This window comes from Streptomyces sp. S.PB5 (assembly GCF_030403745.1).
Classification (GTDB): Bacteria; Actinomycetota; Actinomycetes; order Streptomycetales; family Streptomycetaceae; genus Streptomyces.
In genome coordinates, this window is sequence record NZ_JAQMWP010000004.1 from 128,566 (window position 1) to 152,311 (window position 23,746).

The 23,746-nt window shown below is 72.3% G+C and carries 22 protein-coding genes and 1 tRNA gene; 10 read left to right on the top strand and 13 right to left on the bottom strand.

Translation table 11 applies throughout. The annotated features are described in order from the left end of the window. Positions 1 to 76: 76 nt before the first annotated feature. The 3 genes from PH203_RS12140 (at position 77) to PH203_RS12150 (ending at position 2,858) form a co-directional block, all read left to right on the top strand. On the top strand, positions 77 to 874 hold the full coding sequence (locus PH203_RS12140) for an aspartate/glutamate racemase family protein (RefSeq protein WP_289919712.1): 798 nt from the start codon (positions 77 to 79) through the stop codon (positions 872 to 874). Continuing rightward, complete coding sequence (locus PH203_RS12145; protein WP_289919713.1) at positions 871 to 1,602, top strand: decarboxylase; 732 nt, start codon at positions 871 to 873, stop codon at positions 1,600 to 1,602. Before PH203_RS12140 ends, PH203_RS12145 begins: the two co-directional genes overlap by 4 nt. 167 nt (positions 1,603 to 1,769) lie before the next feature. Next, positions 1,770 to 2,858 (top strand): LLM class flavin-dependent oxidoreductase, encoded by a 1,089-nt coding sequence (locus PH203_RS12150; protein ID WP_289919714.1) that lies wholly within the window; start codon positions 1,770 to 1,772, stop codon positions 2,856 to 2,858. Positions 2,859 to 2,870: 12 nt separating this feature from the next. On the opposite strand, the gene PH203_RS12155 is transcribed toward PH203_RS12150, so the two are convergent. Continuing rightward, positions 2,871 to 4,730, bottom strand: coding sequence for an EAL domain-containing protein (locus tag PH203_RS12155; RefSeq protein ID WP_289919716.1), 1,860 nt, complete (start codon positions 4,728 to 4,730; stop codon positions 2,871 to 2,873). Positions 4,731 to 5,011: 281 nt separating this feature from the next. Between PH203_RS12155 and PH203_RS12160 the strand changes: the two genes are divergently transcribed. Beyond that, positions 5,012 to 6,286, top strand: a complete 1,275-nt coding sequence (locus tag PH203_RS12160) for a M6 family metalloprotease domain-containing protein (protein ID WP_289919719.1) — start codon at positions 5,012 to 5,014, stop codon at positions 6,284 to 6,286. Positions 6,287 to 6,334: 48 nt separating this feature from the next. Here PH203_RS12160 and PH203_RS12165 read toward each other — a convergent pair. The 8 genes from PH203_RS12165 to PH203_RS12200 all read right to left on the bottom strand — a co-directional run bounded on the left by PH203_RS12165 (position 6,335) and on the right by PH203_RS12200 (position 12,801). Further along, positions 6,335 to 6,408 (bottom strand) — tRNA-Lys (locus PH203_RS12165). Next, on the bottom strand, positions 6,399 to 6,995 hold the full coding sequence (locus PH203_RS12170) for a bifunctional DNA primase/polymerase (RefSeq protein ID WP_289919721.1): 597 nt from the start codon (positions 6,993 to 6,995) through the stop codon (positions 6,399 to 6,401). The genes PH203_RS12165 and PH203_RS12170 overlap by 10 nt, the downstream gene beginning before the upstream one ends. A gap of 107 nt (positions 6,996 to 7,102) precedes the next feature. Next, positions 7,103 to 7,468, bottom strand: coding sequence for a hypothetical protein (locus PH203_RS12175; RefSeq protein ID WP_289919723.1), 366 nt, complete (start codon positions 7,466 to 7,468; stop codon positions 7,103 to 7,105). A 97-nt stretch (positions 7,469 to 7,565) separates the two neighbouring features. Then, positions 7,566 to 8,900 carry an AAA domain-containing protein gene (locus PH203_RS12180; protein ID WP_289919725.1) on the bottom strand — a complete coding sequence of 445 codons (1,335 nt, stop codon included), beginning with the start codon at positions 8,898 to 8,900 and terminating at the stop codon, positions 7,566 to 7,568. Continuing rightward, positions 8,897 to 10,489 carry a hypothetical protein gene (locus PH203_RS12185; protein WP_289919727.1) on the bottom strand — a complete coding sequence of 531 codons (1,593 nt, stop codon included), beginning with the start codon at positions 10,487 to 10,489 and terminating at the stop codon, positions 8,897 to 8,899. The genes PH203_RS12180 and PH203_RS12185 overlap by 4 nt, the downstream gene beginning before the upstream one ends. Continuing rightward, positions 10,480 to 10,695 carry a hypothetical protein gene (locus PH203_RS12190; protein ID WP_289919730.1) on the bottom strand — a complete coding sequence of 72 codons (216 nt, stop codon included), beginning with the start codon at positions 10,693 to 10,695 and terminating at the stop codon, positions 10,480 to 10,482. The genes PH203_RS12185 and PH203_RS12190 overlap by 10 nt, the downstream gene beginning before the upstream one ends. Beyond that, on the bottom strand, positions 10,692 to 11,894 hold the full coding sequence (locus PH203_RS12195; RefSeq protein ID WP_289919732.1) for a hypothetical protein: 1,203 nt from the start codon (positions 11,892 to 11,894) through the stop codon (positions 10,692 to 10,694). Before PH203_RS12195 ends, PH203_RS12190 begins: the two co-directional genes overlap by 4 nt. Further along, entirely contained in the window at positions 11,845 to 12,801 is a 957-nt protein-coding gene (locus tag PH203_RS12200; RefSeq protein ID WP_289919734.1) for a phosphatase PAP2 family protein, read from the bottom strand. Before PH203_RS12200 ends, PH203_RS12195 begins: the two co-directional genes overlap by 50 nt. 191 nt (positions 12,802 to 12,992) lie before the next feature. Between PH203_RS12200 and PH203_RS12205 the strand changes: the two genes are divergently transcribed. Beyond that, positions 12,993 to 13,589, top strand: a complete 597-nt coding sequence (locus tag PH203_RS12205) for a histidine phosphatase family protein (protein WP_289919735.1) — start codon at positions 12,993 to 12,995, stop codon at positions 13,587 to 13,589. A gap of 202 nt (positions 13,590 to 13,791) precedes the next feature. On the opposite strand, the gene PH203_RS12210 is transcribed toward PH203_RS12205, so the two are convergent. Beyond that, complete coding sequence (locus tag PH203_RS12210; RefSeq protein WP_289919736.1) at positions 13,792 to 15,240, bottom strand: hypothetical protein; 1,449 nt, start codon at positions 15,238 to 15,240, stop codon at positions 13,792 to 13,794. Between the two features lie 325 nt (positions 15,241 to 15,565). On the opposite strand from PH203_RS12210, the gene PH203_RS12215 reads away from it, so the two are divergent. Together PH203_RS12215 and PH203_RS12220 are read left to right on the top strand one after the other, a co-directional pair. Next, a complete protein-coding gene (locus tag PH203_RS12215) occupies positions 15,566 to 15,952 on the top strand; it encodes a hypothetical protein (protein WP_289920209.1) in 387 nt (128 codons plus the stop codon). Between the two features lie 43 nt (positions 15,953 to 15,995). Beyond that, complete coding sequence (locus PH203_RS12220; protein WP_289919738.1) at positions 15,996 to 16,865, top strand: fused MFS/spermidine synthase; 870 nt, start codon at positions 15,996 to 15,998, stop codon at positions 16,863 to 16,865. 48 nt (positions 16,866 to 16,913) lie between these two features. On the opposite strand, the gene PH203_RS12225 is transcribed toward PH203_RS12220, so the two are convergent. Beyond that, positions 16,914 to 17,423 (bottom strand): hypothetical protein, encoded by a 510-nt coding sequence (locus tag PH203_RS12225; protein ID WP_289919739.1) that lies wholly within the window; start codon positions 17,421 to 17,423, stop codon positions 16,914 to 16,916. Positions 17,424 to 17,523: 100 nt separating this feature from the next. Here PH203_RS12225 and PH203_RS12230 point away from each other — a divergent pair, with 100 nt between their 5' ends. The 3 genes from PH203_RS12230 (at position 17,524) to PH203_RS12240 (ending at position 21,199) form a co-directional block, all read left to right on the top strand. After that, complete coding sequence (locus PH203_RS12230; RefSeq protein WP_289919742.1) at positions 17,524 to 18,228, top strand: response regulator transcription factor; 705 nt, start codon at positions 17,524 to 17,526, stop codon at positions 18,226 to 18,228. Further along, the gene (locus PH203_RS12235; protein WP_289919744.1) at positions 18,225 to 19,622 is read left to right on the top strand and encodes a HAMP domain-containing sensor histidine kinase; all 1,398 of its coding nucleotides are present in this window, start codon (positions 18,225 to 18,227) and stop codon (positions 19,620 to 19,622) included. Before PH203_RS12230 ends, PH203_RS12235 begins: the two co-directional genes overlap by 4 nt. A gap of 107 nt (positions 19,623 to 19,729) precedes the next feature. Further along, entirely contained in the window at positions 19,730 to 21,199 is a 1,470-nt protein-coding gene (locus PH203_RS12240) for a cellulose binding domain-containing protein (protein WP_289919745.1), read from the top strand. Positions 21,200 to 21,301: 102 nt separating this feature from the next. On the opposite strand, the gene PH203_RS12245 is transcribed toward PH203_RS12240, so the two are convergent. Both PH203_RS12245 and PH203_RS12250 read right to left on the bottom strand, forming a co-directional pair. Continuing rightward, the gene (locus PH203_RS12245; protein WP_289919747.1) at positions 21,302 to 22,738 is read right to left on the bottom strand and encodes a GH1 family beta-glucosidase; all 1,437 of its coding nucleotides are present in this window, start codon (positions 22,736 to 22,738) and stop codon (positions 21,302 to 21,304) included. A 97-nt stretch (positions 22,739 to 22,835) separates the two neighbouring features. Further along, positions 22,836 to 23,744, bottom strand: coding sequence for a carbohydrate ABC transporter permease (locus tag PH203_RS12250; RefSeq protein ID WP_289919748.1), 909 nt, complete (start codon positions 23,742 to 23,744; stop codon positions 22,836 to 22,838). Positions 23,745 to 23,746: the final 2 nt, after the last annotated feature.

Genomic DNA, 23,746 nt, shown 5'->3' on the forward strand with positions numbered 1-23,746 from the left:
CGAACCTACCTTCGTCAACACGGGCGTGCGTACGGTCCGTCGTCCCCCTGTCTCTCACCGTGAGGCGGTGCCGGCCATGGACGTCTCCTTTCTGGGCGGACCACGCCCGCAGCGCGGCATCGGTGTCGTCGCCCCCTTCGACTTCGCCCTGGACCGTGAGCTGTGGCGCTGGGTACCCGACGACATCTCGCTGCACCTCACCAGGACGCCCTACGTCCCCGTGGAGGTCAGCCTCGATCTCGCCCGTCTCGTCAGCGAGCACGAGACCCTGCACGACGCGGTCCGCACCCTGCACGCCATCGCCCCCGAGGTCGTCGCCTACGCCTGCACCTCCGGCAGCTTCGTCGGCGGGATCGTCGGGGAGCGGGCGATGTGCGAGGCGATGACGAGGGCGGGCGCGGTCCCGTCCGTGACGACCTCCGGCGCCCTCCTGGAGGCGCTGACCGACCTCGGCGTACGCCGGGTGGCCCTGGTGACGCCGTACACGGTCTCGGTGACCCGGTCCCTGGAGGAGTACGTGGCGGAGGCGGGCGTCACGGTCAGCGGCTGCGCCTTCATGGGACTGACCAGGCACATCTGGAAGGTGCCGTACCGCGAGGTCGTCGCCATGGCCCACCAGGCGGTCCGCGGCCACGCCGACGCGCTGTTCATCAGCTGCACCAACCTCCCGACGTACGACGTCATCCCCCAACTGGAAGCGGAACTGCGCATACCGGTGCTCTCGGCCAACCAGGTGACGATGTGGGCGGCGCTGCGCCGGCTGGGTACCCGGGCGGTGGGGCCGTACCAGGCGCTGATCGATCCGGCGGCGAGGATCGGCCCCGTGCGACCCGTACTGCCCGACGAAGAGCAGCAGCAGGAAGGCTGGACATGACCGCACTGGGATTTCTCTACCCGGGCCACTCCGCAGAGGACGACTATCCGCGCATCGAGCAGCTTCTGGGCAGCGACATCCGGCTGGACCTGGTGCACACCGACATCGGCACGGACGCGCACCGCGTGGACGCCCTCCTGGAGATGGGCTCCGCCGAACGCCTCGCCGCCGGCGTCGAGCGGCTGCGCATGGCGGGCGCCGAGTCCGTGGTGTGGGCCTGCACCAGCGGCAGTTTCGTGTACGGCTGGGAGGGCGCCCACGACCAGGTCCGCGCCCTCGCCCGGGCGGCGGGCATGCCGGCCTCCTCGACGTCCTTCGCCTTCGTGCACGCGGCGCGCGAGCTCGGGCTGCGGCGGGTCGCGGTCGGGGCGACGTACCCGGACGACGTGGCGGGCCTGTTCGCGGAGTTCCTGCGGGCGGGCGGCCTGGAGGTCACGGGCGTGAAGGACGCCGGTGTCGTCACGGCCGCCGAGGTCGGCGCCTGGGGCGAGGCGGAGGTCTTCGCGCTGGCCCGGGACGCGGACACGGCGGACGCGGACGCGGTCCTCCTCCCGGACACGGCCCTGCACACCGCGGCCCACCTCCCGGCCCTGGAGAAGGACCTGGGCAAGCCGGTCCTCACGGCGAACCAGGTCACGGTGTGGGAGGGCCTGCGGCTGGCGGACCGCAGGGTGAACGCACCGAGCCTGGGGGCGCTGTTCACGAAGGAGCCGATCGTGCAGGTGTAGGGGGCCTGCGCTCCACGAACGCCGGACGGGCTGACCAACCAGCCCGTCTGGGGGCGGCAGCCCCCAGGTACGGGACGGGAAGGGGCGGCGGGGGCGAAGGAATAACCGGAGCCCCCCTCCTGTTAACGCCCACCAGACACCACAGGGCGACACCGCAGGAGGAACACGTGCCGGCAGAAGAGATCCGAGGCACCGCACAGGGCACCGCCCCAGCCACCCTCTCGGTACTGGACCTGGTCACCGTCGGCGCCGGCCGCACCGCCACCGACGCCCTGCGCACCAGCGTCGAGCTCGCCAAGCTGACGGAGTCCCGCGGCTTCCACCGCTACTGGGTCGCCGAGCACCACTCCATGCCGGGCGTCGCCTCCTCGTCCCCCGCCGTGATCCTCGCCCACCTCGCCGCCCACACCGACCGCATCCGCCTCGGCTCCGGCGGCGTCATGCTGCCCAACCACGCCCCGCTGGTGATCGCGGAACAGTTCGGCACGCTGGAGGCGATGGCACCGGGCCGCATCGACCTGGGACTCGGCCGCGCCCCCGGCACCGACGGTGCCACGGCGGCCGCCCTCCGCCGCACCCAGACGCTCCACGAGGGCGCCGACGACTTCCCGGAACAGCTGGTCGAGCTGACCCGCTTCCTGGACGACGACTTCCCCGACGGCCACCCCTACCGCCGTATCCACGCGGTCCCCGGCCCCATTCAGTCGACGTCCCCCGGCGGGGTCCAGTCCCCGCACCGGCCCCCGATCTGGCTCCTCGGCTCCTCCGGCTTCAGTGCCCGCCTGGCCGCCACCCTCGGCCTGCCCTTCGCCTTCGCCCACCACTTCTCGGCGCAGTACACCGTCCCGGCCCTCGACCTCTACCGCGAGCAGTTCCGCCCCAGCGAGGTCCTGCAGGAGCCCTACGCCCTGATCGGCGTCTCCGCCCTCGCCACGGACGACGAGAACGAGGCCCGCCGCCAGGTCCTCGCCGCCAGCCTCAACATGGTCCGGCTGCGCACCGGCCGCCCCGGTCTCGTCCCCACCCCCGAGGAGGCCGAGGCCTACGAATTCAGCCCCATGGAACGCGACTTCATCACGTCCTGGAACGCCAACGTCATCCACGGCACCGCCGACGAGGTCCGCTCCGGCCTCGACGACCTCCAGAAGCGCACCGGCGCCGACGAGTTGATGATCACGTCCCACGCCCACAGCGGAGAGCTGCGGCTGCGCTCGTACGAACTCATCGCGGACGCCTACGGGTTGCCGACGAGCTGAGAGACCGACGGGTCAGGAGTTGTTGCGGACGACCGCCGGATTCCCCGGCGTCCGCAGTAGCTCGGAGATACGATCCGGCGCCACCGGCCGCGAGTACAGCCACCCCTGGCCGGTGTCGCAGCCGATCCGCCGCAGCCGGGACGCCTGGGCCGACGTCTCCACGCACTCCGCCGTGACCGTCAGCCCCAGCCGATGGGCCAGCTGGATCATCGCCTCGACCACGACCTCGTCCGCGGGGTTGGGGGAGGCGCCCGTCCCCTCGTACTGGAAGCCTCGTACGAACGAGCCGTCCAGCTTGAGGACCGCGACGGGCAGGCGGCTGAGGTAGGCGAGGTTGGAGTAGCCGGTGCCGAAGTCGTCGATGGCGATGTGGACGCCCATGTCGCTGAGGGCCTGCAACGCCTGGAGGGGGCGGCCGGCCGAGCCCATGACCGCCGACTCCGTCAGCTCCAGTTGCAGCAGTCCCGGGGCCAGGCCCGTCTCCGCGAGGATGTCCGCCACGTCCTCGACCAGGTCGGAGTCCCACACCTGGCGGACGGCGACGTTGACGCTGACGAAGATCGGCGGTTCGTCGGGGTGGTCCAGCTGCCACCGGCGGGCCTGGCGGCAGGCGGTGGCGAGGACCCAGCGGCCGAGCTGGACGATCGAGCCGTCCTCCTCGGCCAGTCCGATGAACCGATTCGGCGTCAGCATGCCGAACTGGGGATGGTTCCAGCGGACCAGCGCCTCGACGCCGCGCAGCCGGCCGTCCTCCATGCCGACCAGCGGCTGGTACTCCAGGGTGAACTCGCCCCGCTCGATGGCCGGCCGGAGCGTGGAGGCGAGGGCCTGACGGGTCATGCGGTGGGCGTTGCGCTCGGGGTCGAAGAGGGTCCAGCGGGCCTTTCCGTCGGCCTTCGCCCAGTACAGGGTCGTATCGGCCGCCTGGACGAGCGCGGTGGGGGTGGTGCCCGCGGCGTGGCGTTCCACGACCCCGATCGACGCCGAGACCGACAGACGGCGGCCGGAGATGTCGAAGGGCGCCTGGACCGCCTTCAGTACGGCCTCGGCGAGGTCCGCCAGCTGGTCGGTGCCGGTCGAGTCCTCGACGAGCAGGGCGAATTCGTCGCCGCCGAGTCTGGCCACCAGCGGAGCGCTGCCCCGGGTGAGGCCCGCCTCGTCCGCGCAGCGCGTCAGGCGCTCGGCCACGGCGGCGAGCAGCCGGTCGCCGACGCGGTGGCCGAGGGTGTCGTTGATGGCCTTGAAGCCGTCGAGGTCGAGATAGCAGAGCCCGATCCGCCCGGTGCCGCCCTGCGCGTACGACTCCACCTCCAGCGCGGCCGAGAGGCGTTCGAAGAAGAGTGTGCGGTTGGGCAGCCGGGTCACCGGGTCGTGCATCTGCAAGTGCCGCAGCCGGGCCTGGAGTTCACGCTGGGAACTGATGTCGGCGATGGACAGCAGGACACCGGGCTCGTCCTTGCCGAGCGGCGTGACCGTGATCTGCACCCACAGGGACTGGCCGTCGGGGTGCTTCAGGCGGCGCGTGCAGCGCAGTCTGGCCTGCCGGCCGCGCAGCACTTCCTGGTACGCGTGCCAGGTCCGCGCGTCCGAGGCCAGATCCACCAGGTCGGAGGCGACCTGCCCGGCCAGCGACGCGGGCTCGGCGCCCAGGAGTTCGCCGAGCACACCGTTGGCGCCGACGACCACGCCCTCGCGGTCCACGACCGCCATGGCCAGCGGCGCAGCCGCGAACGCCGACCGGTACGTCGGGGACGCCGAGGACGTCAGCGACGTCGGGGATTCCGCACGAGGAGACGTGCTGAAGTCACTCTCTGTGACGGCCGCCCGGTCGAGATCTGCCGCGGGCGTCGGCCCTTCGGAGGTTCCGCTCACCGTTCGCTCCCGCAGTGCACTCGATCTCTGTCGTGCAGGAAAGTGTGCCGATCATAGAGGCTGGCCCCCACCCCTTCCAGCCACCATCCAGTGTCCCGGAACAACCAGCCCTTCTGGCAGATCGTTTCTGCCCGCACCTGGACGGCTTGTCCGCGCTCCCGACCAGGTGTGACGTTCCGTGAGCGATTCGGGGTGTCGCTTCTGACGCTTCTTCTGCGTACTCACTCATCTGGTGCAGACAAACAGGGCGTAGTACGACAATTTCCCACAGGCTGGGTGCGGTGTCCCGCGAACCGCACCCGGAGGTCCCTGTGCCGCGCCCTTTCCCGCGCCCCAAACTGCGCAGCACCGCGGCCGTGTTCACCACCTTGTCGGCACTGGCCGCCACCTCCCTCATCTCCGGTCCGTCGGTCGCCGAACCCTTCTCGGCCGAACCCTGTGCCCTGACCCGCACTCAGGCGCACCACTCCGAGGGCCTGGACACCTGGAACGCCGCCTATCCGCGCCCGACCCGCACCCTGGACGCGGTGATGGTGTTCCTGTCCTTCCCGGACGCGACCCCGCGCACCACCCCGGACGAACTCGCCGCCGACCACTTCCCGGCCACCAGCCGCTTCTTCGAGCGGGCCTCCTACGGCAGGTTCGCCCTGCGCCCGCATCCGCTCCGGAACTGGATCCGGATGCCGCAGCCCTCCACGGCGTACGCCATACAGCGGGACTGGAGCGCCGCCCACCGCGCCGCGTATCTGCGTGACGCGCTCTCGGTGGCGGACGGGCGGGTGGACTTCTCGCAGTACGACATCGTCTACCTCGTCGCCGACCCGGACGCGCCCGGCGTGGACTCGGACGCGACCAAGGTCGTCAACCTGGACGTTCCGCTGCGGGCCGACGGGACGGACATCCGGCGGGTCGTCACGGTCTTCGAGCAGCACCCGCCGGACCGCCTGGTCCTCGCCCACGAGACCGGCCACGTCTTCGACCTCCCCGACCTCTATCACCGGCCGGTGGACGGCAAGGGCGACTGGGACACCTATGTCGGGGACTGGGACCTGATGGGCAGCCAGTTCGGGCTCGCGCCGGACCTGTTCGCCTGGCACAAGTGGAAGCTGGGCTGGCTGGAGCCGCGGCAGGTGGCGTGCGTCCAGGGCTCGGCGCGGCTGACGCTGGAGCCGCTGGGTGCGGGAGGCCCGGCGCGGGGAGGGGCCGGCTTCGGCATGGGCCGGGGCACCAAGCTCGCGGTCGTCCGGACCGGGGCCGACACCGCGCTCGCCTTCGAGGCCCGCGGCCCCGTCGGCAACGACACCGCCACCTGCCGCGAAGGCATCCTCGTCTACCGCGTCCACGCCGGCTCCCCCTCCGGCGGCGGCCCGATCCAGGTCATCGACGCCCACCCCCACACCGACGCCTGCTGGCAGGCCTCGGTCTACCCACCCCTGGCGGACGCCCCCGTGGACCTGGGCGAGAGCTTCACGGTGCCGGGGGAGGGCGTACGGGTGGAGGTGGAGGGACGGACGGCTTCCGGGCAGTGGACGGTACGGATCGCGGCGGCCGGATAACAGACACACGAAAGGCCCCCCGCTCGCGCGGAGGGCCTTCGTTGTCGGTGCGCCGCCAGGGACTCGAACCCCGGACCCGCTGATTAAGAGTCAGCTGCTCTAACCAACTGAGCTAGCGGCGCCTGCTGACGTCGTAGACCTTAGCATCCTGATCCGCTGGGGGAAAAATCGATATCCGCACCGCCGTGCGCGCCGCCCGTACGGCCGCCCAGACGAGGGTCTCGGCGCCCGGCAACCAGGGGTGACGGGTGTCGGGGGCCACCAGCCAGCGGCTGTCGAAGGGGGTCGGGGCGGTGGTCGTGGGCCGGGGTGCGGGGACGGTCACCGCGTCGCCGTTGCCGTGGCACAGCAGCGGCGGAACCGCTCCCGTCCGGCCGAACTCCTCCCACCGCAGCAGCGAGGGCAGCCGGTACGCCGTCCCCGGCGCCGCGAACAGCAGCATCCGGCCCCGGAAGGCGGCGACCGGCCCGGAGCCCGGGCCCTCGTCCCACAGCCGGTCCAGCATCCGGCGCCCGAAGATCGCGGGCGCGCTGACGACGTCGAAGGCGGTACCGCAGGGCAGCACGACCGGGGCGTCGGGCCGGTCCTCCCAGAGGGCCAGCGTGCTCCGCGGATACGTTCCTGCCGAGGCGAGCCACGCCGCTCCGTCCGCGGTGACCCCGCTGACGTCGGAGCGGTCGGAGAAGAACTCCTTGGATGTGTTGCTCATGCATCCAGATGTACCGGCTGTGAGCGTTCCGTTCCCGAGGGTTGCCGGAAACCGGGACACGGCAGGCCAGCAGGGAGTATCTTGCCCACCTGGCATATGCCAAAGCTTTACGCGGGGTCGACGGTGCCCTTGCCCTCGGCGCCCCGCATCAGGTCCCGGCCGAACTCGACCATCTTCTTCGCGTAGTCCTCGGTCCACTCGGCCCGCTCCCCGATGTCCGCCGGCGTCAGCCGGTCGAACCGCCGCGGATCCGCCAGCTGGGCCGCCGCCATCGCCTGGAACTCCACCGCACGGTCCGCCGCGGCCCGGAAGGCGTGCGCCAGCTCCGTCGCCCGGGCCAGCAGGGCCCTGGGATCGTCTATGGACTCCAGGTCGAAGAAGTGCTCCGGATCTGCGGCCGCCTCCGCGGGCTCGAAAAGCAGGGGCGCGGGGCGTAGCCGCGGTTCGTTCCGACGCGGCGTGGGCTCCGCCATGTCTTCTCCTCCTCGTACGTCGCCGAAGACCCGCCTGTCGGGAAGTGGGCCGTCGTCCATTGTCTCGCGGCCGCGCAAGGACGCGGTGAAGGGCACCTCACGGGCTCCAGACGACTTTGTGTTCGGCGAGACGCGCAAGCACCGCGTGATTCGCCTCCCACCCATCGGGAAACTTCACCAGCGTCCCCAGCTGCACCGGCTCCGTCGACGGATAGTCGTCCAGCAGCTCGCTCACCCCCGCCCGGCACACCACGATGCACGCGTGCCGGTGGCGGGAGGCGAGGACGCAGAGGCGGCCGGTCTCCAGGTGGAAGGCGGTGGCGTCGGGGCGGCCGGAGAGGGGGTGCAGGACGACCGTGACGTCGTACTCGCGGCCCTGGAGACGGTTCGCCGTGTCCACGGTCACCTCCGGCACGCCCATCTCGGCCAGCGCCGCTCGGACCGCCGCCGCCTGGTCGCGGTGGGCCGTGCCGACGGCGATGCGGTCGGCGGTGAGGGGGGACGGGTCGGGGGAGCGCTCCGAGGTCGCCGCGCCGCCGCGGTCCAGCAGGCGCCGTACGACCGTGGCCACCGCCCGTACCGCCTCCGGGTCCGTGCGCGGGGTGTGCCGGGCGGGCAGCTCCAGCAGACCCCAGCCCGACTCCGCCGCCTCGTCGATGACCCGGTCGGGACCCGAACCGTCCGACGGGACGGCGAAGGCGAGGCTGCGGTCGCCGTGGTCCGTGCCGCTGCGGAACGGCGTGAACGGGTAGAACGCGTCCGACACCAGCTGCGCCGCCGACGCCGGGAGCCGCCAGGACACGGGCAGACGGTGCTGCGGGAGCTCGGGGTTGTGCGCCAGCAGCGTCGTCACCGCCGAGGCCGACGGGTCGTACGACAGCCCCGCCCACTGCTCGCTGCCCACGATCGCGAACGGGTCCAGCTGCCCGGGGTCGCCCACGAACAGCGCCCGCTCGAAGAGGCCGGCCACGGCGAGGAGCGAGTCCGAGCGCATCTGGTACGCCTCGTCGACGATGGCGTGCTGCCACGGCTCGTCGACCTTGACGTGCGCCCACTTCGCGGCCGTGGACAGGGTGATCGGCAGTCCGGTCAGTTCCGCCGGTTTCGCCGACTTCCGTACGTTCGGCAGGTCGTCCAGCGCTTTGTCGTACGCGTCGGCGTCACTGCTGTGCAGGCGCCCCACCGGCAGGTCCGGGTTCTTCTCGGCGAGCCTCAGGACCAGGTCGTCGACCTGGGCGTTCGTCTGCGCCACGACCATCAGCGGGCGCCCGGCGTCGGCGAGTTCGAGGGCCGCGCGGACGACCAGCGTGGACTTGCCCGCGCCCGGCGGGGAGTCGACCACGACACCGCGCCGGTCGCTGTGCAGGGTGTTGTGGAGGATCTCCTCCGTCGCTTGGGCGGCGGCCGCGCCGGGGTCGAAGACCGTGGTCACAGGACGTCCTCCTCGGTCGTGGGATCGGCGGCCTCCTGGACGGCCTCGCCGGGCGGGCCGCCATGCGTCCAGGGCGTGTTCTCCGGGTCGGGGAGCTTCGCGCCGCCGCGCTGCTCGTGCTCGAAGAGCGTGAAGCAGAGCCGGTCGCCCTTCTCCGGCACGGAACCGGCCTCGGGCTCCTTGCCGCGGCCCATCTTGTCGAGGATGCGCAGGACGACCGAGGAACCCTCGTCCTCGTATCCGACGAACTCGGCCGACTGCGGTTTGCCGCTCAGGGAGCGGTAGACCTTGGCGCGCTCGCCGAGGTGCGGGCGGTCGTCCGTGCGGAGGGTGAGGAGGGGGCGGGGGCTCGGACGCTTGCCCTCGCTGTGGGTCATCACGACGTCCGTGACCTCGCCCACGAAGGCTTCTCCGGACAGCCGCCGCCCGGCCATCACCAGCGGATCGTCCAGGGCCTCCTGGGCCTCCAGACGGGCCTGTTCGCGCTCGCGCGTGGCGAGCTTGTTCGCGGCGGTCACCGCGTCGTCGCGGCGCGGCTGCGGGGGCTCGCCGGCCAGGATGCGGTCGCGGTGGCTGGTGAAGGACCAGCGGTCACGCGTCCAGCGCTCCTCCACGCGCGCGCCCTCGGGCAGTTCACGCAGCAGGTCCAGGCCGCGCCACACCGCGTCCCAGGTGGGGCGGGTCCGGCTCTCGACCAGGTCCCTGATCGCCTGCTCGGCCGCGGTGAGTTCACCGAGCCGGTCGTCCGCCTCCAGGCCGTCCTCGGCGGCGGCGAGGGCGGTACGCGCGCGGTTGTAGCGCTCGATGGCGGGGGCGAGCAGCTTGTTGTCGAACGCCGGGTCGGTCGCCGGGCCGGCCGGTGGGTGCAGCAACTGGCCCTTGGCGTCCCGGCCGAGCTCGGCCTCCAGGGCGGCCTCGGCACCGGTCGCCCCCTTCGGGGGGTCGATCCAGGCGAGCAGCGCGCCCAGGTGCTGGTCCTCCAGGGTGGACTGGCCGGTCGCCCAGTGCCGGGCGAGCACGTCCGTCATGGCGAGCAGGAGCGAGGAGCCCGGGACGCGGGTCCGCTCCCCGAAGTGGGTCAGCCAACGCCCCAGCAACGGCACGCGCGGCGGCGCCGGATGCGGGGCCTCCGGGTCCTGTTCGGCCGTACGCCGGAAACGCATCGAGCGCCCCAGCAGCCGTACGAACTCGATGCCCGCGCGGCTCGGCACGATCAGCTGCGCGGCGTCCGCGCACAGCTCGACCTCGACCTTGACCCGCTTGCCGGTCTCCGGGTCGGTCTCATTGCGCTCGGCGGCCTCCACCGCCTCCGCGTACGCGTCGACATACGGCAGCACGACATCCGCCAGCTCGGCCAGGAACGCGAACCTGAGATCACGGTCGCGCGGCTGCGCTACGACGAGCAGGCGCGGCGCGTCCCGGTCGGTGCCGACGAGCGCGCCGAGCGGGGCCCCGGCCTCACCGGCGGTGGTGAGCGGCACGAGGACGAGGGGGTGCTCGGAGAGGTGCCGGTGCCGGACGGTGGCGGAGGGCTGGGCCCGGCCGGTGGTGACGGCTTCGAGGCGGGCGAGGGTGGCGATCAGGGACATGCGGTCGCCTTCGGGTGGGGGGTGAGCGGGGCGGTGGCCTCGGGCCGGGCGGCGTGCGGGGCGTACGGGGCATACGGGGCGTCCGGGGCGTTCCTCTCCGGGCGGGCGGTGATGGTCCGCGTGGCCCTCGCCTTCGCCGGGCGGCCGGTGTGCCTCGTCGGGCGGGGGGTGCCTGGGGCGGGCCTCTTGGCGCGGGCGGCGCTCACCGGACCGCACCTCCCGCGGCCGCGGCCTCCGATACCGCCGCCGTCGCTTCCGGTGGCGCCGTCGCGGCCCGCGGCATCGCCGCCAGTGCCTCCGCCCGCAGTTCCGCCGCTCTGCGCAGGGCCGCCACCGTCGGGTCCTGCGGGTCCCCGGCCTCTCCGCGGGCCGCCGCGAGGACGTCCGCCACCGTGGTCAGGCCGCCGAGCTCGGCGCGGACCGAACGGCCCAGGGTCGTCACCGCGCCCGACTCGCGGGAGCGGCTGCGGCAGTGGAAGGCCAGTTCGCAGGCGGCCAGGCACTCGGGGGCGTAGGTCGCCGGGACCGATTCGACGGCGGCCGTCAGTTCGGCGGCGGGGCGGGACGGGTCGAAGCAGATGCCCTCGGGGAGGGTGTCGGCGATGTCCTGGATACGGGTGAGGCGGGCCAGCTGGCGGTCGGTGACCGCGCGCTGCTTGCGGATGTCCACGGCGGAGGCGGTGGGCAGGTTGGAGAAGTCCTTGGGGCAGACCAGGAGGACCCGGTCGCGGACCTTCGGGGCGGGGGCGCTCTCCTGGGTGAGGCGGGCCGCGACCTGCTCCAGCGCCAGTACGTACACCGCCGCCTGGCGCGCGGCCGCGCCCACCTTCGAGGGGTCCGCCGAGCCGTCCAGCATCGGGAAGGACTTGATCTCGACGACCGTCCAGCTGCCGTCGGGGTGCACGACCACCGCGTCCGGCTCCAGGAACGCGGGGGAGCCCGCCACGTCGAGGGCGAGCATGGGGTGGTCGAGCAGGGTCCACTCACCGCGCGCCGCACAGGCCTCGCGCAACGCCAGCGCGGTACGGGCCGTGCGCCCCTCGGGGCCGATCGCGGTCAGCTCCGCCACGCGCGCGTGGGCGGGGGGCTCGGCGGAGCGGTCCAGCTTCTCGTGGACCAGCCGCAGCAGCTCCGCACCGCCGTCCGCCTTGACCTTCGCCTCGAAGGCGTTGCCCCGGGTGAGCGCGAACTGCGACTGGCCGAAGGCGGAGGGCGAGCCCAGCGCACTGGCCAGCGCCGTCTTGTTCACCCCGGCGCCATCGAGGATGGCGCGCCGTCTGCAGCCCGGGTTCGCGGCGAGGGCGGCCAAGGCGCGGGCATCCAGCGCCTTGGCCGGTACGTCGGGACCGCGCAGCTCAGCGAGCTGTTGCCGGAGCGCTGTCCCCCGCGTCCGTGGGAGAGGCACTCGGCTCGGCTCCGGCTCCGAGCCGCGACTCGCGCTGCCGTGGAATTCGCTCACCCGCGGAAGTCTGGCATCCGCCACTGACAATTGAGGTCGGAGTGCCCGGAGTGCCCGCCGTGGCAGGCGCGAGGACCACCGCCGCGCGCGCCTTGAACCGGTCCGCGCCGCGCATCACCAGCGGGGCCAGCAGCAGGCCGGCGCCCATCACGGCGGCGCCCGCGACGGCGTCGAGGAAGTAGTGGTTGGCGGTGCCCATGACCACGATCGTGGTGATCAGCGGATAGGCGATCGCGGCCGCCTTCGTCGTACGCGTCCTGCCGTACTTCCACAGCATGACCCCGCACCACAGCGCCCAGCCCACATGCAGGCTCGGCATGGCCGCGTACTGGTTCGTCATTCCGCCCATGCCCCGAGGCGCGCTCGCCTCACCGCCCCACCAGCCGTACGAGCTGTACTGGGCCATCGTGTCGACGAAGCCGTGGCTCGCCGAGAGGAGCCGGGGCGGGCAGGTGGGCAGCAGGGTGAAGCCGATCAGGCCGAGGAACGTGGACGTCATCAGCCAGGTGCGGGCCGCGCGGTAGTGCACGGTGCGTGATCTGAAGAGCCAGACCAGGATCACCGGGGTGACCAGGTAGTGCAGCGACGCGTACCAGAAGTCGGCCGGTACGCCGATCCAGGCCTCACGGGTGAACAGACGGTTGAGCGGGTGCTCGGCGTTGATGTGGAGGAACTTCTCCACCTTCAGGATCGCCAGGCCGTGGTCGACGGCGGTCGTGACGTCGCCCCGCGCGAGGAGCCGGCCCGCCGAGTAGCAGGCGTACACCAGGAGGATCAGCGGCAGCTCGGTCCACCAGCGCAGCCGGGTCCGTGGGGCCGCCTCGATGCTGCCCGGTGTCTCGGCGTGCGGCATCCGATCGCCTCCCCCTTCTCGTTGCGGCGTCCGGTTGCCCGGTCTTACCACTTTACGGTGTATGTGTTCGCCCCTGCTCGGGGCCCCCGGCCCTCTAGGACGCATAGATCGCCCGACGGGTTGCCCCCGCACAGGGTGCGGGATGATGGATGTGGTTCGCTCAGTTTTTCCCCCGAAAGGTTTCACGGCTCATGGCACCGCGCATCCTGCTGGCCCGGCACGGACAGACCGAATGGTCGCTGGCCGGGAAACACACCGGCAGGACCGATGTGCCCCTCCTGGAGGAGGGCCGGCGCGGCGCCAAGCTGCTCGGCGAGCGGCTGCACCGGGCGCCGCTCGACGGCCTCCCCGGTGTCGAGGTGCGGACCAGTCCGCTGGCACGCGCGCGTGAGACGTGCGAACTCGCCGGCTTCAAGGAGCGCGCGAGCGAATGGGACGCGCTTCTCGAGTGGGACTACGGGGCGTACGAGGGGATGACCCCGGCGGAGATCCAGGCGATCCGGCCCGGGTGGCTCATCTGGCGCGACGGGGTTCCCGAGGGGGAGAGCCTCGCCGAGGTGACGGCTCGGGCGGACGAGGTGGTCGCCTGGGCCCGCGCGGAGGACCGGGACGTGCTGGTCTTCGCGCACGGGCACATCCTGCGGTCCATAGGCGCACGCTGGCTGGGGCTGCCGCTGGACTTCGCGGCGCGGATCCGGCTGAACCCGACTTCGCTGTCGGTGCTGGGGTGGGCGTACGGGGAACCGGCTGTCGAGAGCTGGAACGATCTGGGGCACCTGGCCGGCTAGCGAGGTTGGGATGCGCGCCCGGGGGTGGGTCGCGCGGCCCGGCGCTGGCGGGGTGCCTCCCCCAGAGGGGGGCCCAGCGCCCACCCGTGCCGCCCCAAGCGGCACGACTGCCCGCAGGCTGGGCGGCGGCAGGACTGCCTACGGGCTGGGCAGTGGCACGGCTGCCCGCGGGCTGGGCGGATCTCGGCAGGACGCCCGCCGACTAGGCCGATCTCGGTAGGCCCGCGTGGCGTTCCAGGAACGTCGATACGCCCGACGCCCGGCGATGCGGCAGCAGCACCCTTGCCGTCCCCGCCAGCATCGACTGCACCCGTGACGACTGGACCTGGCCGAGCAGGTCCAGTACCCGCATGCCCGCCGATGCCGCCTCGTCGGGGCGCCCGCCGCGCGCCAGGTCGTCCGCCAGTTCCGCCGTGTAGAGGGCGATGTTGCGGGTGAAGTGCGGATCCTGGAGCTGCGCCGCCCGCAACGCGTGCCGTGCGGCTCGCGGCCAGTCGCCCAGGGTGGACCAGCACTGCGCCTCCAGGCCCTCCAGCTCGGCCTCGCCGTAGAAGCTCATCCACTCGGGGTCGGCGTCCGAGGGGCCTCGCTCGTAGAGGGCCTGGGCGCGGGCGAGCGCCTGTTCGCAGCCGGTGCGGTCGGCGAGCCCCGCCCAGCCGCCCGCCTCGCGCAGGGCGAGCAGCGACATGAGGCGGGCGGAGCCGAGGGACCGTCCGACGCGCTGGGCGGCCTGCGCGGCGCGCAACGCCTCCCGGGGGCGGCCCGCGTCGCGCGCGAGGAACGCCGTGTTGCAGAAGGCGTGCGACTCCAGGGCGGAGTCGCCGGTCATGCGCGCGGCCGCGAGCGCCTCGGCGTAGTGCGAGCGGGCGTCGTCGAACCGGCCCGAGTCGTGCGCCAGCCAGCCCACCGAGATGGCGAGTTCGCCCGCGCCCGAGTGCAGCCGGTCGGCGGTCGTCTGCCGGGTCGCGCCGGCGTCGAGCAGCGCGTACGCGGCGCGCAGCGGGGCCGCCGCGCGCCGGTACAGTCCGTCCGCGCCGTGCCGGTCGTCCAGCAGCCGGATCCTGCGGACCGCTTCTTCCAGCGCGTCCGCATCGCCCGCCCCGACCCGGCGGACGGGGCGTCCCGCCGCCGCGGCGTCGAAGGCGAGCCCGATGGGGCCCAGTGAGGCGGCGGCCACCGTGGCGCCCCCGCCGGTCATGAATGCGCGACGTAGCACGTCGCTCTCCTCGTGGTCGTACGTCTCGTAGGGGTCCTGCGTGTCATACGGCTCGTACGCCCCCCACGTCTCAACTGCGGCATATGCCGGGCTCGTGATGCGTGCGGGGGGCGTGACCTCGGTGGCGCGCGCCCCGCGTCCGCGTACCGACGAGCGGGGTGCGAACCCCAGGTCGGTGAGCGTGCGGCCGGGGAACATGTGCAGGAACACCCGCTCGTACGCGTAGTTGGGGCAGCGGATCTCGCCCGCCTCGACCCGGCCCACATAGCGCGCGTCACAGCTGACCCGCTCGCCGATCTCGCGGGCGGCCCGCCGTACCGCCGCGGCGAACTCGGCCGGGGAGCGCTGCCCGCGCAACTCCCGGAACGCGAGATTCGGCCGCGGTGGCCTGTGGTGCTGAGCCGGCTGAGAAGGTGTCACCTTTGACGACGCCATGGCCGGGTCCTCTCGTGCGAACCGTCGAACCATGCCGGATTCATGGTGAGTTGTACGTGTGGCACCCTGTTTCCGGCGGGCAAGAACGTACCTGCTGTGCCGGACCCGCCACGCAGGGTTTGGCTACAAACCGGATATCTCATCCAGGATCTGCCATGAACTGCCATCCTTTGCGGCTGACTTGTGCCGTAGCCGTTGACGCCGCCGCGCGTTGAACCCCACAGGACCGGGAGCCGCCCGACTCCCGACCCGCTCGTCCGAGGATCCGAGGAGGGGTTCCGTGGTGGAGGCCGGGATGGAGACCAGCCGGAGCATCGAAGCGTGTATGCCGCTGACGGAGTGCAGCGAGCCGCCGGCCACGGAGGCCGGGTGTGATCTCGTCACGGTGCCGACCCGGCAGGGGCTGGAGGCGGTCGACATCCTGCGGCGGGGTGCGGCGGGGGACGGAGTGGGGCCCGTACTGCACGACGACGGCGGGGACACCCTGGGGTTCCTGGTGCCGCCGGGGACGGCTGCCGGGTGGGACGTGCCGGGGAGCACGTGCACGGGGACCAATGGGCGGGGGCTGCGGCTGAACCCCGAGCCGCCGGTGGAAGGGTCGGACTGGCTGGTGCCACCGGGCGACGGGGATCTGGCGACCGATCCGGCGGTGCTGCGGGCGGCCCTGGGCGAGGCGGCGCGGTTGATCGAGGCGGCGGACAACTGCCGGTGAGACCGGACGCGCCCGACTCCCCTCCGCTTGCGACAATGTCTCCATGGCACGGTCCAAGAACTCCCGGCGCTCCGCCGCCACCGTCGAAGCCGTCGTGGAGGCCGTCGACGGTGGGCTCGCCGAACTCATGCCCGACCGGGAACGCGCGCGTGCCTGGACGTTGCTGATCGACGGGGCGCCGCAGTCGCATGTGGACCTGGACGATCCGGCGTATCTGTCGTTCGAGTACCAGCGGCGGCTCGGACATGTCATCGACCTCGTCGCCCCGGCCGGGAAACCCGTGCACGCCGTGCATCTGGGGGGAGGGGCGTTCACGCTCGCGCGATACGCCGCCGCCACCCGGCCCCGCTCCACCCAGCAGGTCGTCGAGCGGGACGCCGCCCTTGTCCAACTGGTCCGGCGGGAGCTGCCGTTGGACCCGAACGCCCGGATCAGGGTGCGTGCGACGGACGCGCGCGAAGGGCTCGCCAAGATCGCCGACGGCTGGGCAGATCTCGTCATCGCCGATGTGTTCAGCGGGGCGCGGACGCCGGCCCATCTGACGTCCGTCGAATTCCTCGACGAGGTCCGGCGGGCGCTGAAGCCCGGTGCCGTGTACGCCGCCAACCTCGCCGACGGCCCGCCCCTCGCCCACCTCCGCGGTCAGATCGCGACGGCCGCCGCCCGCTTCGAGCACCTCGCCCTCATCGCCGACCCGACGGTCCTGCGCGGCAAACGCTTCGGCAACGCGGTGCTGGTCGCCTCCGACGCCCCGCTCCCGATCGCTGAACTGACCCGCCGAGCCGCCTCCGACCCCCACCCGGGCCGCCTCGAACACGGCAAGCCCCTCACCGACTTCACGGGAGGGGCCGTACCGGTGACGGACGCGGCGGCGGTGGCATCACCGGCGCCCCCGCCCTCGGTGTTCCGCTAGCAAGGGCCTCCAGCAGGGCCCTCCAGCAGCTCCTGCCAGTAGCTCCTGCTAGTAGTTACCGATCTCCACCCGTGGCGCGCTGTCGTGCCATGTGCAGAACACCGACACCCGGTCCGCCCCCGAGGCGAACTCCACCCGGATCCACGTCTCCGTCTTCCACACCTGCATCGACCAGCCCGCGGCCGGCGTCGCCGACACCAGCGTCGCGGACGTCTTGCCGAGGTCGAAGACGACTCGGCCGCCGTCGGTGTCGTAGCTCTTGACCTGGCCGGATGTGGTGGGGGAGGGGGTGGGGGTCCGCGTCGGGGTCTTCGAGGGAGCCGGTGTGCGTGTGGGGGACGGCTTGCTCGACGGAGTCCGCGACGGAGTCGCCCTCGCCGTCGAGGACGCGAGGGGTTTCGACTCCTGCGTGGTCGCGTCGGCCGCCGTGATGGGGAGGGCGCGCGGAGGGTCGTAGGCCGTGCCGGCCATCACCGTGTGGACGCCCCACCACGACAGCGTGACCGCCGCGCCCGTGGCGAGCGACCAAGCCAGTACGTGTACGAGTCCTCTGCGCATCGCGGGCCATACTGCCTCACCGGTCCCAGGAGTTGTCCACAAGGGCAGAGTTGTCCACAGGCCCCGGACCGGGTCCTCCGCATGGCGTACGGTGCGGCGCATGGCAAGTGTGCTCGTGGTCGAGGACGACCAGTTCGTACGCTCGGCGCTCATCCGGCATCTCACCGACGCCGCGCACACGGTGCGCAGTGTGGGGACGGCACTGGAGGCGCTGCGCGAGGTCGCCCATTTCCGTTTCGACGTGGTCATCCTGGATCTCGGTCTGCCCGATCTCGACGGGTCCGAGGCGCTGAAGATGCTGCGCGGGATCACCGACGTCCCTGTGATCATCGCCACGGCCAGGGACGACGAGACGGAGATCGTCCGGCTGCTGAACGCGGGCGCGGACGACTACCTGACCAAGCCGTTCTCCGTCGAGCACCTGTCCGCGCGGATGGCCGCCGTCCTGCGACGGTCCAGAGCCGTCGTCGGCGAGGCGCCCCCCGAGTCCGTGATCCGCGTCGGCGGCCTCACCGTCGATCCCCTGCGCCGCCAGGCCGAACTGGACGGTGTGCGCCTGGACCTCACCCGCCGCGAGTTCGACCTGCTCGCCTTCCTCGCCGGCCGGCCCGGTGTCGTCGTAGCCCGCAAGGAGCTGCTCGCCGAGGTGTGGCAGCAGTCCTACGGCGACGACCAGACCATCGACGTCCATCTGTCCTGGCTGCGCCGCAAGCTCGGTGAGACCGCCGCGCGGCCGCGGTATCTGCACACCCTGCGGGGCGTCGGCGTGAAGCTGGAGCCGCCCGGTGGGGAGCCGCTGCGATGAGATGGGCACTCGTCAAGGTCTGCCTCGCGGTCACCGCCATGGTCGTGATCGCCTTCGCCATCCCGCTCGGGCTCGTCATCAAGGAGATGGCCCGCGACCGCGCCTTCTCCAACGCCGAGCGGGAGGCCGCGGCCGTCGCCCCCGCCCTGTCCATCACCACCGACCGGGACCAGCTGGAGCGGGTCGTCGCCTCCGCCAGCTCGGAGGGGGAGATGGCCGTGCACATCCCGTCGGGCGACACCGGCGCGGCGCTCGACATCGGGCGGCAGCGGGCCGCCGACAAGGACATCGCGACCGTACGGAAACTGGGCCGGGCCTCCACCACCGAGGTGGCCGGCGGGTCCACGCTGCTCCAGCCCGTCGCGCTGAGCTCCGGCGAGATCGCGGTGGTCGAGGTGTACGTCCCGGAGTCCGAGGTCAGCAACGGGGTAGCGACCGCCTGGGCGGTGCTCGCCGGGGTCGGCGTCGCCCTGATCGTGGGGTCCGTCGCGGTCGCCGACCGGCTGGGCGTACGGATGGTGCAGCCCGCCCAGCGCCTTGTCGAGAGCGCGCATGAGCTGGGGGAGGGGAAGCTGGGGGCGCGGGTGCCGGAGGAGGGACCGACCGAACTGCGGCTCGCGGCGGTCGCGTTCAACTCCATGGCCGACCAGGTCGTCCAACTGCTCGCGAACGAGCGGGAGCTGGCGGCCGACCTCTCCCACCGGCTGCGTACCCCGCTGACCGTGCTGCGGCTCAACGCGGCCTCGCTCGGTGACGGGCCCGCCGCCGAGCAGACCCGGGCCGCGGTCGCCCAGTTGGAGCGCGAGGTCGACACCATCATCCGGACCGCGCGGGAGGCCAAGCCGCAGACCGCGGCCGCCGGGCCCGGCGCCGGATGCGATGCCGCCGAGGTGGTCCGGGAGCGGATGGCGTTCTGGTCGGCGCTCGCCGAGGACGAGGGCCGCAAGGTACGGGTGGCCGGCGTGGACCGACCGGTGCGGATACCCGTGGCCCGCGCGGATCTCGCGGCGGCCCTGGACGCCCTGCTCGGGAACGTCTTCCGGCACACCGCAGAGGGCACCGCCTTCGCGGTCGACGTGCACAACGGCGAGGACGCGGTGATCGTGCTGGTCTCCGACGCGGGGCCCGGCATACCCGACCCCGAGGCGGCGATGGCCCGCGGGCGCGGGTCCGGCAGCGCCGGGTCGACCGGGCTCGGCCTCGACATCGTGCGCCGGCTCGCGGAGGAGACCGGCGGGGACGTACGGATCGGCTCGTCGGTGCTGGGCGGCACCGAGGTGCGGATCTGGATCCAGCTGGACGGGCGGGAGCCGGTGCGCCGGGGGCACCGGGTGCGCAGGCGCCGTACCGGCCGATTGGTCTCTACCTTTAACCGGCCCCGATCCCTTCCTTAAGCGCACCCTAAGATCACCAACCGCCGTCCGGATCAGGCACTTTGCCCGATTCCGCGTCGCTAGCGTGCTGCCGCACCCCACCTCCGGACTGTGAAGGCAGGCACGTCATGAGCACGCATCGGCGCAAGGTGAGCGGCAGGAACAAGGTGATCGCCGGGGCCGTCGCCGCGGCCGTGATCGGGGGCGGCGCGGTGCTGCTCGGCGGGACCGCGCAGGCGGCCGGGGTCGGCGCCGCGTACACGAGGACCAGCGACTGGTCGACCGGATACACCGCCCAGTACGTCGTCACCAACAACAGCGGCGCGGCCAAGACCGGCTGGAAGCTGGAGTTCGACCTGCCGTCGGGCGCGAAACTGAGCTCGCTGTGGAACGCCGAGTCGAGCGTCAGCGGCTCGCACGTGACCGTGACCTCCGCCAAGTGGGACACCGACGGCCTCGCGGCCGGCGAGTCCGTCACCGTCGGCTTCGTCGTCAACGGCACCGGCGATCCGGCCGGCTGTCTCATCGACGGCGCCGCCTGCGCGGACGGGACCGCCACACCGGAGCCCAGCGGACGCCCGACCGAGACGGCTACCGCGGCACCGACCGCCACCGCGACCCCCACTCCGACCCCCACGGGGCCGGCGACCAGCACTCCCACCGCCACCCCGACCGCGACCAGCAGCACCGGCACCGGCACCACCACCGGCGCCGGCTTCGCCCCCTACGTCGACACCTCCCTCTACCCCGCCTTCGACCTGGTCGCCAGTGCCGCGGCCACCGGCGTCAAGGACTACAACCTCGCCTTCGTCACGGACGGCGGCGGCTGCACCCCGAAGTGGGGCGGGGTGACCGACCTCGGGAGCGACGCGGTGGCCGCACAGATCGGCGCCCTGCGGGCCAAGGGCGGTGACGTCCGGGTGTCGTTCGGCGGCGCGGCGGGCTCCGAGCTCGCGACCACCTGCTCCTCCGCGGACGCGCTGGCGGCGGCGTACGAGAAGGTCGTGGCCGCCTACGACCTCACCAAGGTCGACTTCGACGTCGAGGGCGGCGCGCTGCCCAACGCCTCGGCGAACACCATCCGCGCCAAGGCCATAGCCGAGCTCCAGCGCAACCACCCGGACCTGGACGTCTCCTTCACCCTCCCGGTGATGCCCGAGGGCCTGACCCAGGACGGTGTGAACCTCCTGTCGAACGCCAAGGCCAACGGCGTCGCGATCGACACCGTCAACATCATGGCGATGGACTACGGCCCGGCGTACAGCGGCGACATGGGCACCTACGCCGAGCAGGCCGCCACCGCCACCCAGGCCCAGATCAAGAGCGTCCTCGGGCTCTCCGACACCGCCGCCTGGAAGGCCGTCGCCGTGACGCCCATGATCGGCGTCAACGACGTCACCACCGAGATCTTCAAGGTCGACGACGCCACCCAGCTGGTGAACTTCGCCAGGTCCAAGGGCCTCGGCTGGCTGTCCATGTGGTCCGCCACCCGCGACAAGCAGTGCTCCGGCGGGGCGAAGAACTACGCCGACGCCACCTGCAGCTCGATCCTCCAGAGCGAGTTCGCCTTCTCGAAGGCCTTCGGGGCCTACAACTGACCGGCCTGCAACTGACGCCCCCCACGGGCCGGGGCGGGGCATCCCCCTCGGATGCCCCGCCCCTCCCCCGACCCCCGTGCTGCGGTGGTCCAGTCCTTCCCGTTACACCTCCGGCACCGGAGGCAGCGTCCCCGTCCGTGCCGCCTGCGCGTACCACAGGGCGCTCGACTTCGGCGTACGGGCGAGGGTCGTGTAGTCGACGTAGACCGCGCCGAAGCGCTTCTCGTAGCCGTACGCCCACTCGAAGTTGTCCAGCAGGGACCACAGGTAGTAGCCGCGGACGTCCGCGCCGTCGGTGACCGCGCGGCGCACGGCGGCGAGGTGGCCGTGGAGGTAGGAGATGCGCTCCGGGTCGTGGACGCGGCCGTCGGGGTCGGGCTTGTCGTCATAGGCGGCGCCGTTCTCGGTGATGTAGAGCGGCAGGCCCGGGGCCTCGCGGGTGTAGCGCATGATCAGCTCGTGCAGTCCGCTCGGGTCGATGGACCAGCCCATCTCCGTGCGCTCGCCCGGGGTCTGGTGGAACTCCACGTCGTCGGCGCCCGGCCAGGGCGAGTGCTCGCTCGCCCCGTGGCCGTCCGCGCGCGGACCGCTCAGCTCGGTGTCGGCGGCCGAGACCAGCGTGGGCGTGTAGTAGTTGAGGCCCAGCGCGTCCAGCGGCTGGTTGATCGCGGCGAGGTCGCCGTCCTGGACGTACGCCCAGTCGGTGATCAACTCCGTCGCCGAGAACAGCGACTCCGGGTACGCCCCGTGCAGGATCGGGCCGTGGAAGACCCCGTTGGCCAGGTCGTCGATCTTCCTGGCCGCCGCCAGGTCCGCCGGGTCCTGCGAAACGGGGCGCACCACCGAGGAGTTGAGGCTCAGTGCCACCGAGTTGCGGGCCGGCATCACCGAGCGCAGCGCCGAAGTGCCGAGCCCGTGCGCGAGGTTGAGGTGGTGCGCGGCCTTCAGCGAGGCCAGCGGGTCCGTGCGGCCGGGGGCGTGCACACCGGAGCCGTAGCCCAGGAACGCGCTGCACCACGGCTCGTTGAGCGTGATCCACTGCTCCACCCGGTCGCCGAGCGCCTCGCCGACGATCTGCGCGTACTCCGCGAACCGGTACGCCGTGTCGCGCTCCGGCCAGCCGCCCGCGTCCTCCAGCTCCTGCGGCAGATCCCAGTGGTAGAGCGTGACGGCGGGCTTGATGCCGTGCGAGAGCAGCTCGTCCACGAGATTGCGGTAGAAGTCCAGACCGCGCTGGACCGCGGGGCCCCGGCCGGTGGGCTGGACCCGGGACCAGGAGATCGAGAAGCGGTACGCGCTGAGGCCCAGCTCGGCCATCAGCGCCACGTCGTCCCGGAACCGGTGGTAGTGGTCGACAGCGATGTCACCGGTCTCACCACCGGCCGTCTTGCCCGGCGTATGGCTGAAGGTGTCCCAGATCGAGGGGGTGCGGCCGTCCTCCCGCACCGCCCCCTCGATCTGGTACGCGGAGGTGGCGGCGCCCCAGAGGAAGGCGGGAGGAAAGGTCACCGGGGTCGCCGGCGTTGCGGGTTCAGGCATGGAAGCGCTCCCATTGGAGGTCGTGGAGACCGACGTAGAGATGGGGGAAGGAAAGGGGCCGAGGCGGCGGTGACCCGGCCCCTGGGAAAGCACGGGTTCAGCCCTTGACGGCGCCCTGCATGATGCCGCCGACGATCTGCTTGCCGAAGATCGCGAAGACCACCAGCAGCGGCAGCGTGCCGAGCAGCGCGCCCGCCATGATGAGGGACTGGTCCGGGGTGTAGCCGCGGCCCAGACCCGCGACCGCGACCTGCACGGTCGGATTGCCGTTCTGGGTCAGGACCAGGAACGGCCACAGGAAGTCGTTCCATGTCTGCACGAACATCAGCATGCCGAGGACGGCCATCGCGGGGCGGGCCGCCGGGAACACGATGTGCCAGATCACCCGCCAGCTGCTCGCGCCGTCGACCCGGGCCGCCTCGATGAGTTCGTCCGGCAGCGCCTGCAGCAGGTACTGCCGCATGAAGAACACCCCGAACGCGCTGACCAGCGAGGGCAGGATCACCGCCTGCAGCTGGTCGGACCAGTCGAGCTTGGCGACCATCATGTACAGCGGGATCACACTCAGCTGTGGCGGCACCATCATCGTGCCGATGACGATCAGCATCAGGGCGTTGCGGCCCTTGAACCGCAGCTTGGCGAAGGCGAACCCGGCGATCGTCGACAGCACGACGATCGTCAGCGCAGAAACACCCGCGACGATCGTGGTGTTGAGGAACGCCTCGCCCAGGTTGGCGTCGTTCCAGGCGATCTCCAGCTTGTCGAACAGGCCCGAGCCGAACCAGAACGGCGGCGGGGTCTGGGCGAGCCGCTGGTTGTCGCGCGAGGCGGCGATCGCCGTCCACACCAGCGGGAACAGCGAGCCGATGGTGAACAGCGCGAGGATGAGATACGCGATCGGACCGGCGTGCAGGGTGCCACCGGCGCGGGCGGCCTTGGGGCGTCGTACGCGCGGCGTCTTCTTCGTGCTCTTCTCGTCGTCCGGCGGGGTCAGTGTCGTCGTCACGG

What these genes read in the sequence shown, in the direction of transcription:
- PH203_RS12140 (WP_289919712.1), top strand. Translation starts at nt 77, where the DNA reads ATGGACGTCTCCTTTCTGGGCGGACCACGCCCGCAGCGCGGCATCGGT.
- PH203_RS12145 (WP_289919713.1), top strand. Translation starts at nt 871, where the DNA reads ATGACCGCACTGGGATTTCTCTACCCGGGCCACTCCGCAGAGGACGAC.
- PH203_RS12170 (WP_289919721.1), bottom strand. Translation starts at nt 6,995, where the DNA reads ATGAGCAACACATCCAAGGAGTTCTTCTCCGACCGCTCCGACGTCAGC.
- PH203_RS12175 (WP_289919723.1), bottom strand. Translation starts at nt 7,468, where the DNA reads ATGGCGGAGCCCACGCCGCGTCGGAACGAACCGCGGCTACGCCCCGCG.
- PH203_RS12185 (WP_289919727.1), bottom strand. Translation starts at nt 10,489, where the DNA reads ATGTCCCTGATCGCCACCCTCGCCCGCCTCGAAGCCGTCACCACCGGC.
- PH203_RS12200 (WP_289919734.1), bottom strand. Translation starts at nt 12,801, where the DNA reads ATGCCGCACGCCGAGACACCGGGCAGCATCGAGGCGGCCCCACGGACC.
- PH203_RS12205 (WP_289919735.1), top strand. Translation starts at nt 12,993, where the DNA reads ATGGCACCGCGCATCCTGCTGGCCCGGCACGGACAGACCGAATGGTCG.
- PH203_RS12210 (WP_289919736.1), bottom strand. Translation starts at nt 15,240, where the DNA reads ATGGCGTCGTCAAAGGTGACACCTTCTCAGCCGGCTCAGCACCACAGG.
- PH203_RS12215 (WP_289920209.1), top strand. Translation starts at nt 15,566, where the DNA reads ATGCCGCTGACGGAGTGCAGCGAGCCGCCGGCCACGGAGGCCGGGTGT.
- PH203_RS12220 (WP_289919738.1), top strand. Translation starts at nt 15,996, where the DNA reads ATGGCACGGTCCAAGAACTCCCGGCGCTCCGCCGCCACCGTCGAAGCC.
- PH203_RS12225 (WP_289919739.1), bottom strand. Translation starts at nt 17,423, where the DNA reads ATGCGCAGAGGACTCGTACACGTACTGGCTTGGTCGCTCGCCACGGGC.
- PH203_RS12230 (WP_289919742.1), top strand. Translation starts at nt 17,524, where the DNA reads ATGGCAAGTGTGCTCGTGGTCGAGGACGACCAGTTCGTACGCTCGGCG.
- PH203_RS12235 (WP_289919744.1), top strand. Translation starts at nt 18,225, where the DNA reads ATGAGATGGGCACTCGTCAAGGTCTGCCTCGCGGTCACCGCCATGGTC.
- PH203_RS12240 (WP_289919745.1), top strand. Translation starts at nt 19,730, where the DNA reads ATGAGCACGCATCGGCGCAAGGTGAGCGGCAGGAACAAGGTGATCGCC.
- PH203_RS12245 (WP_289919747.1), bottom strand. Translation starts at nt 22,738, where the DNA reads ATGCCTGAACCCGCAACGCCGGCGACCCCGGTGACCTTTCCTCCCGCC.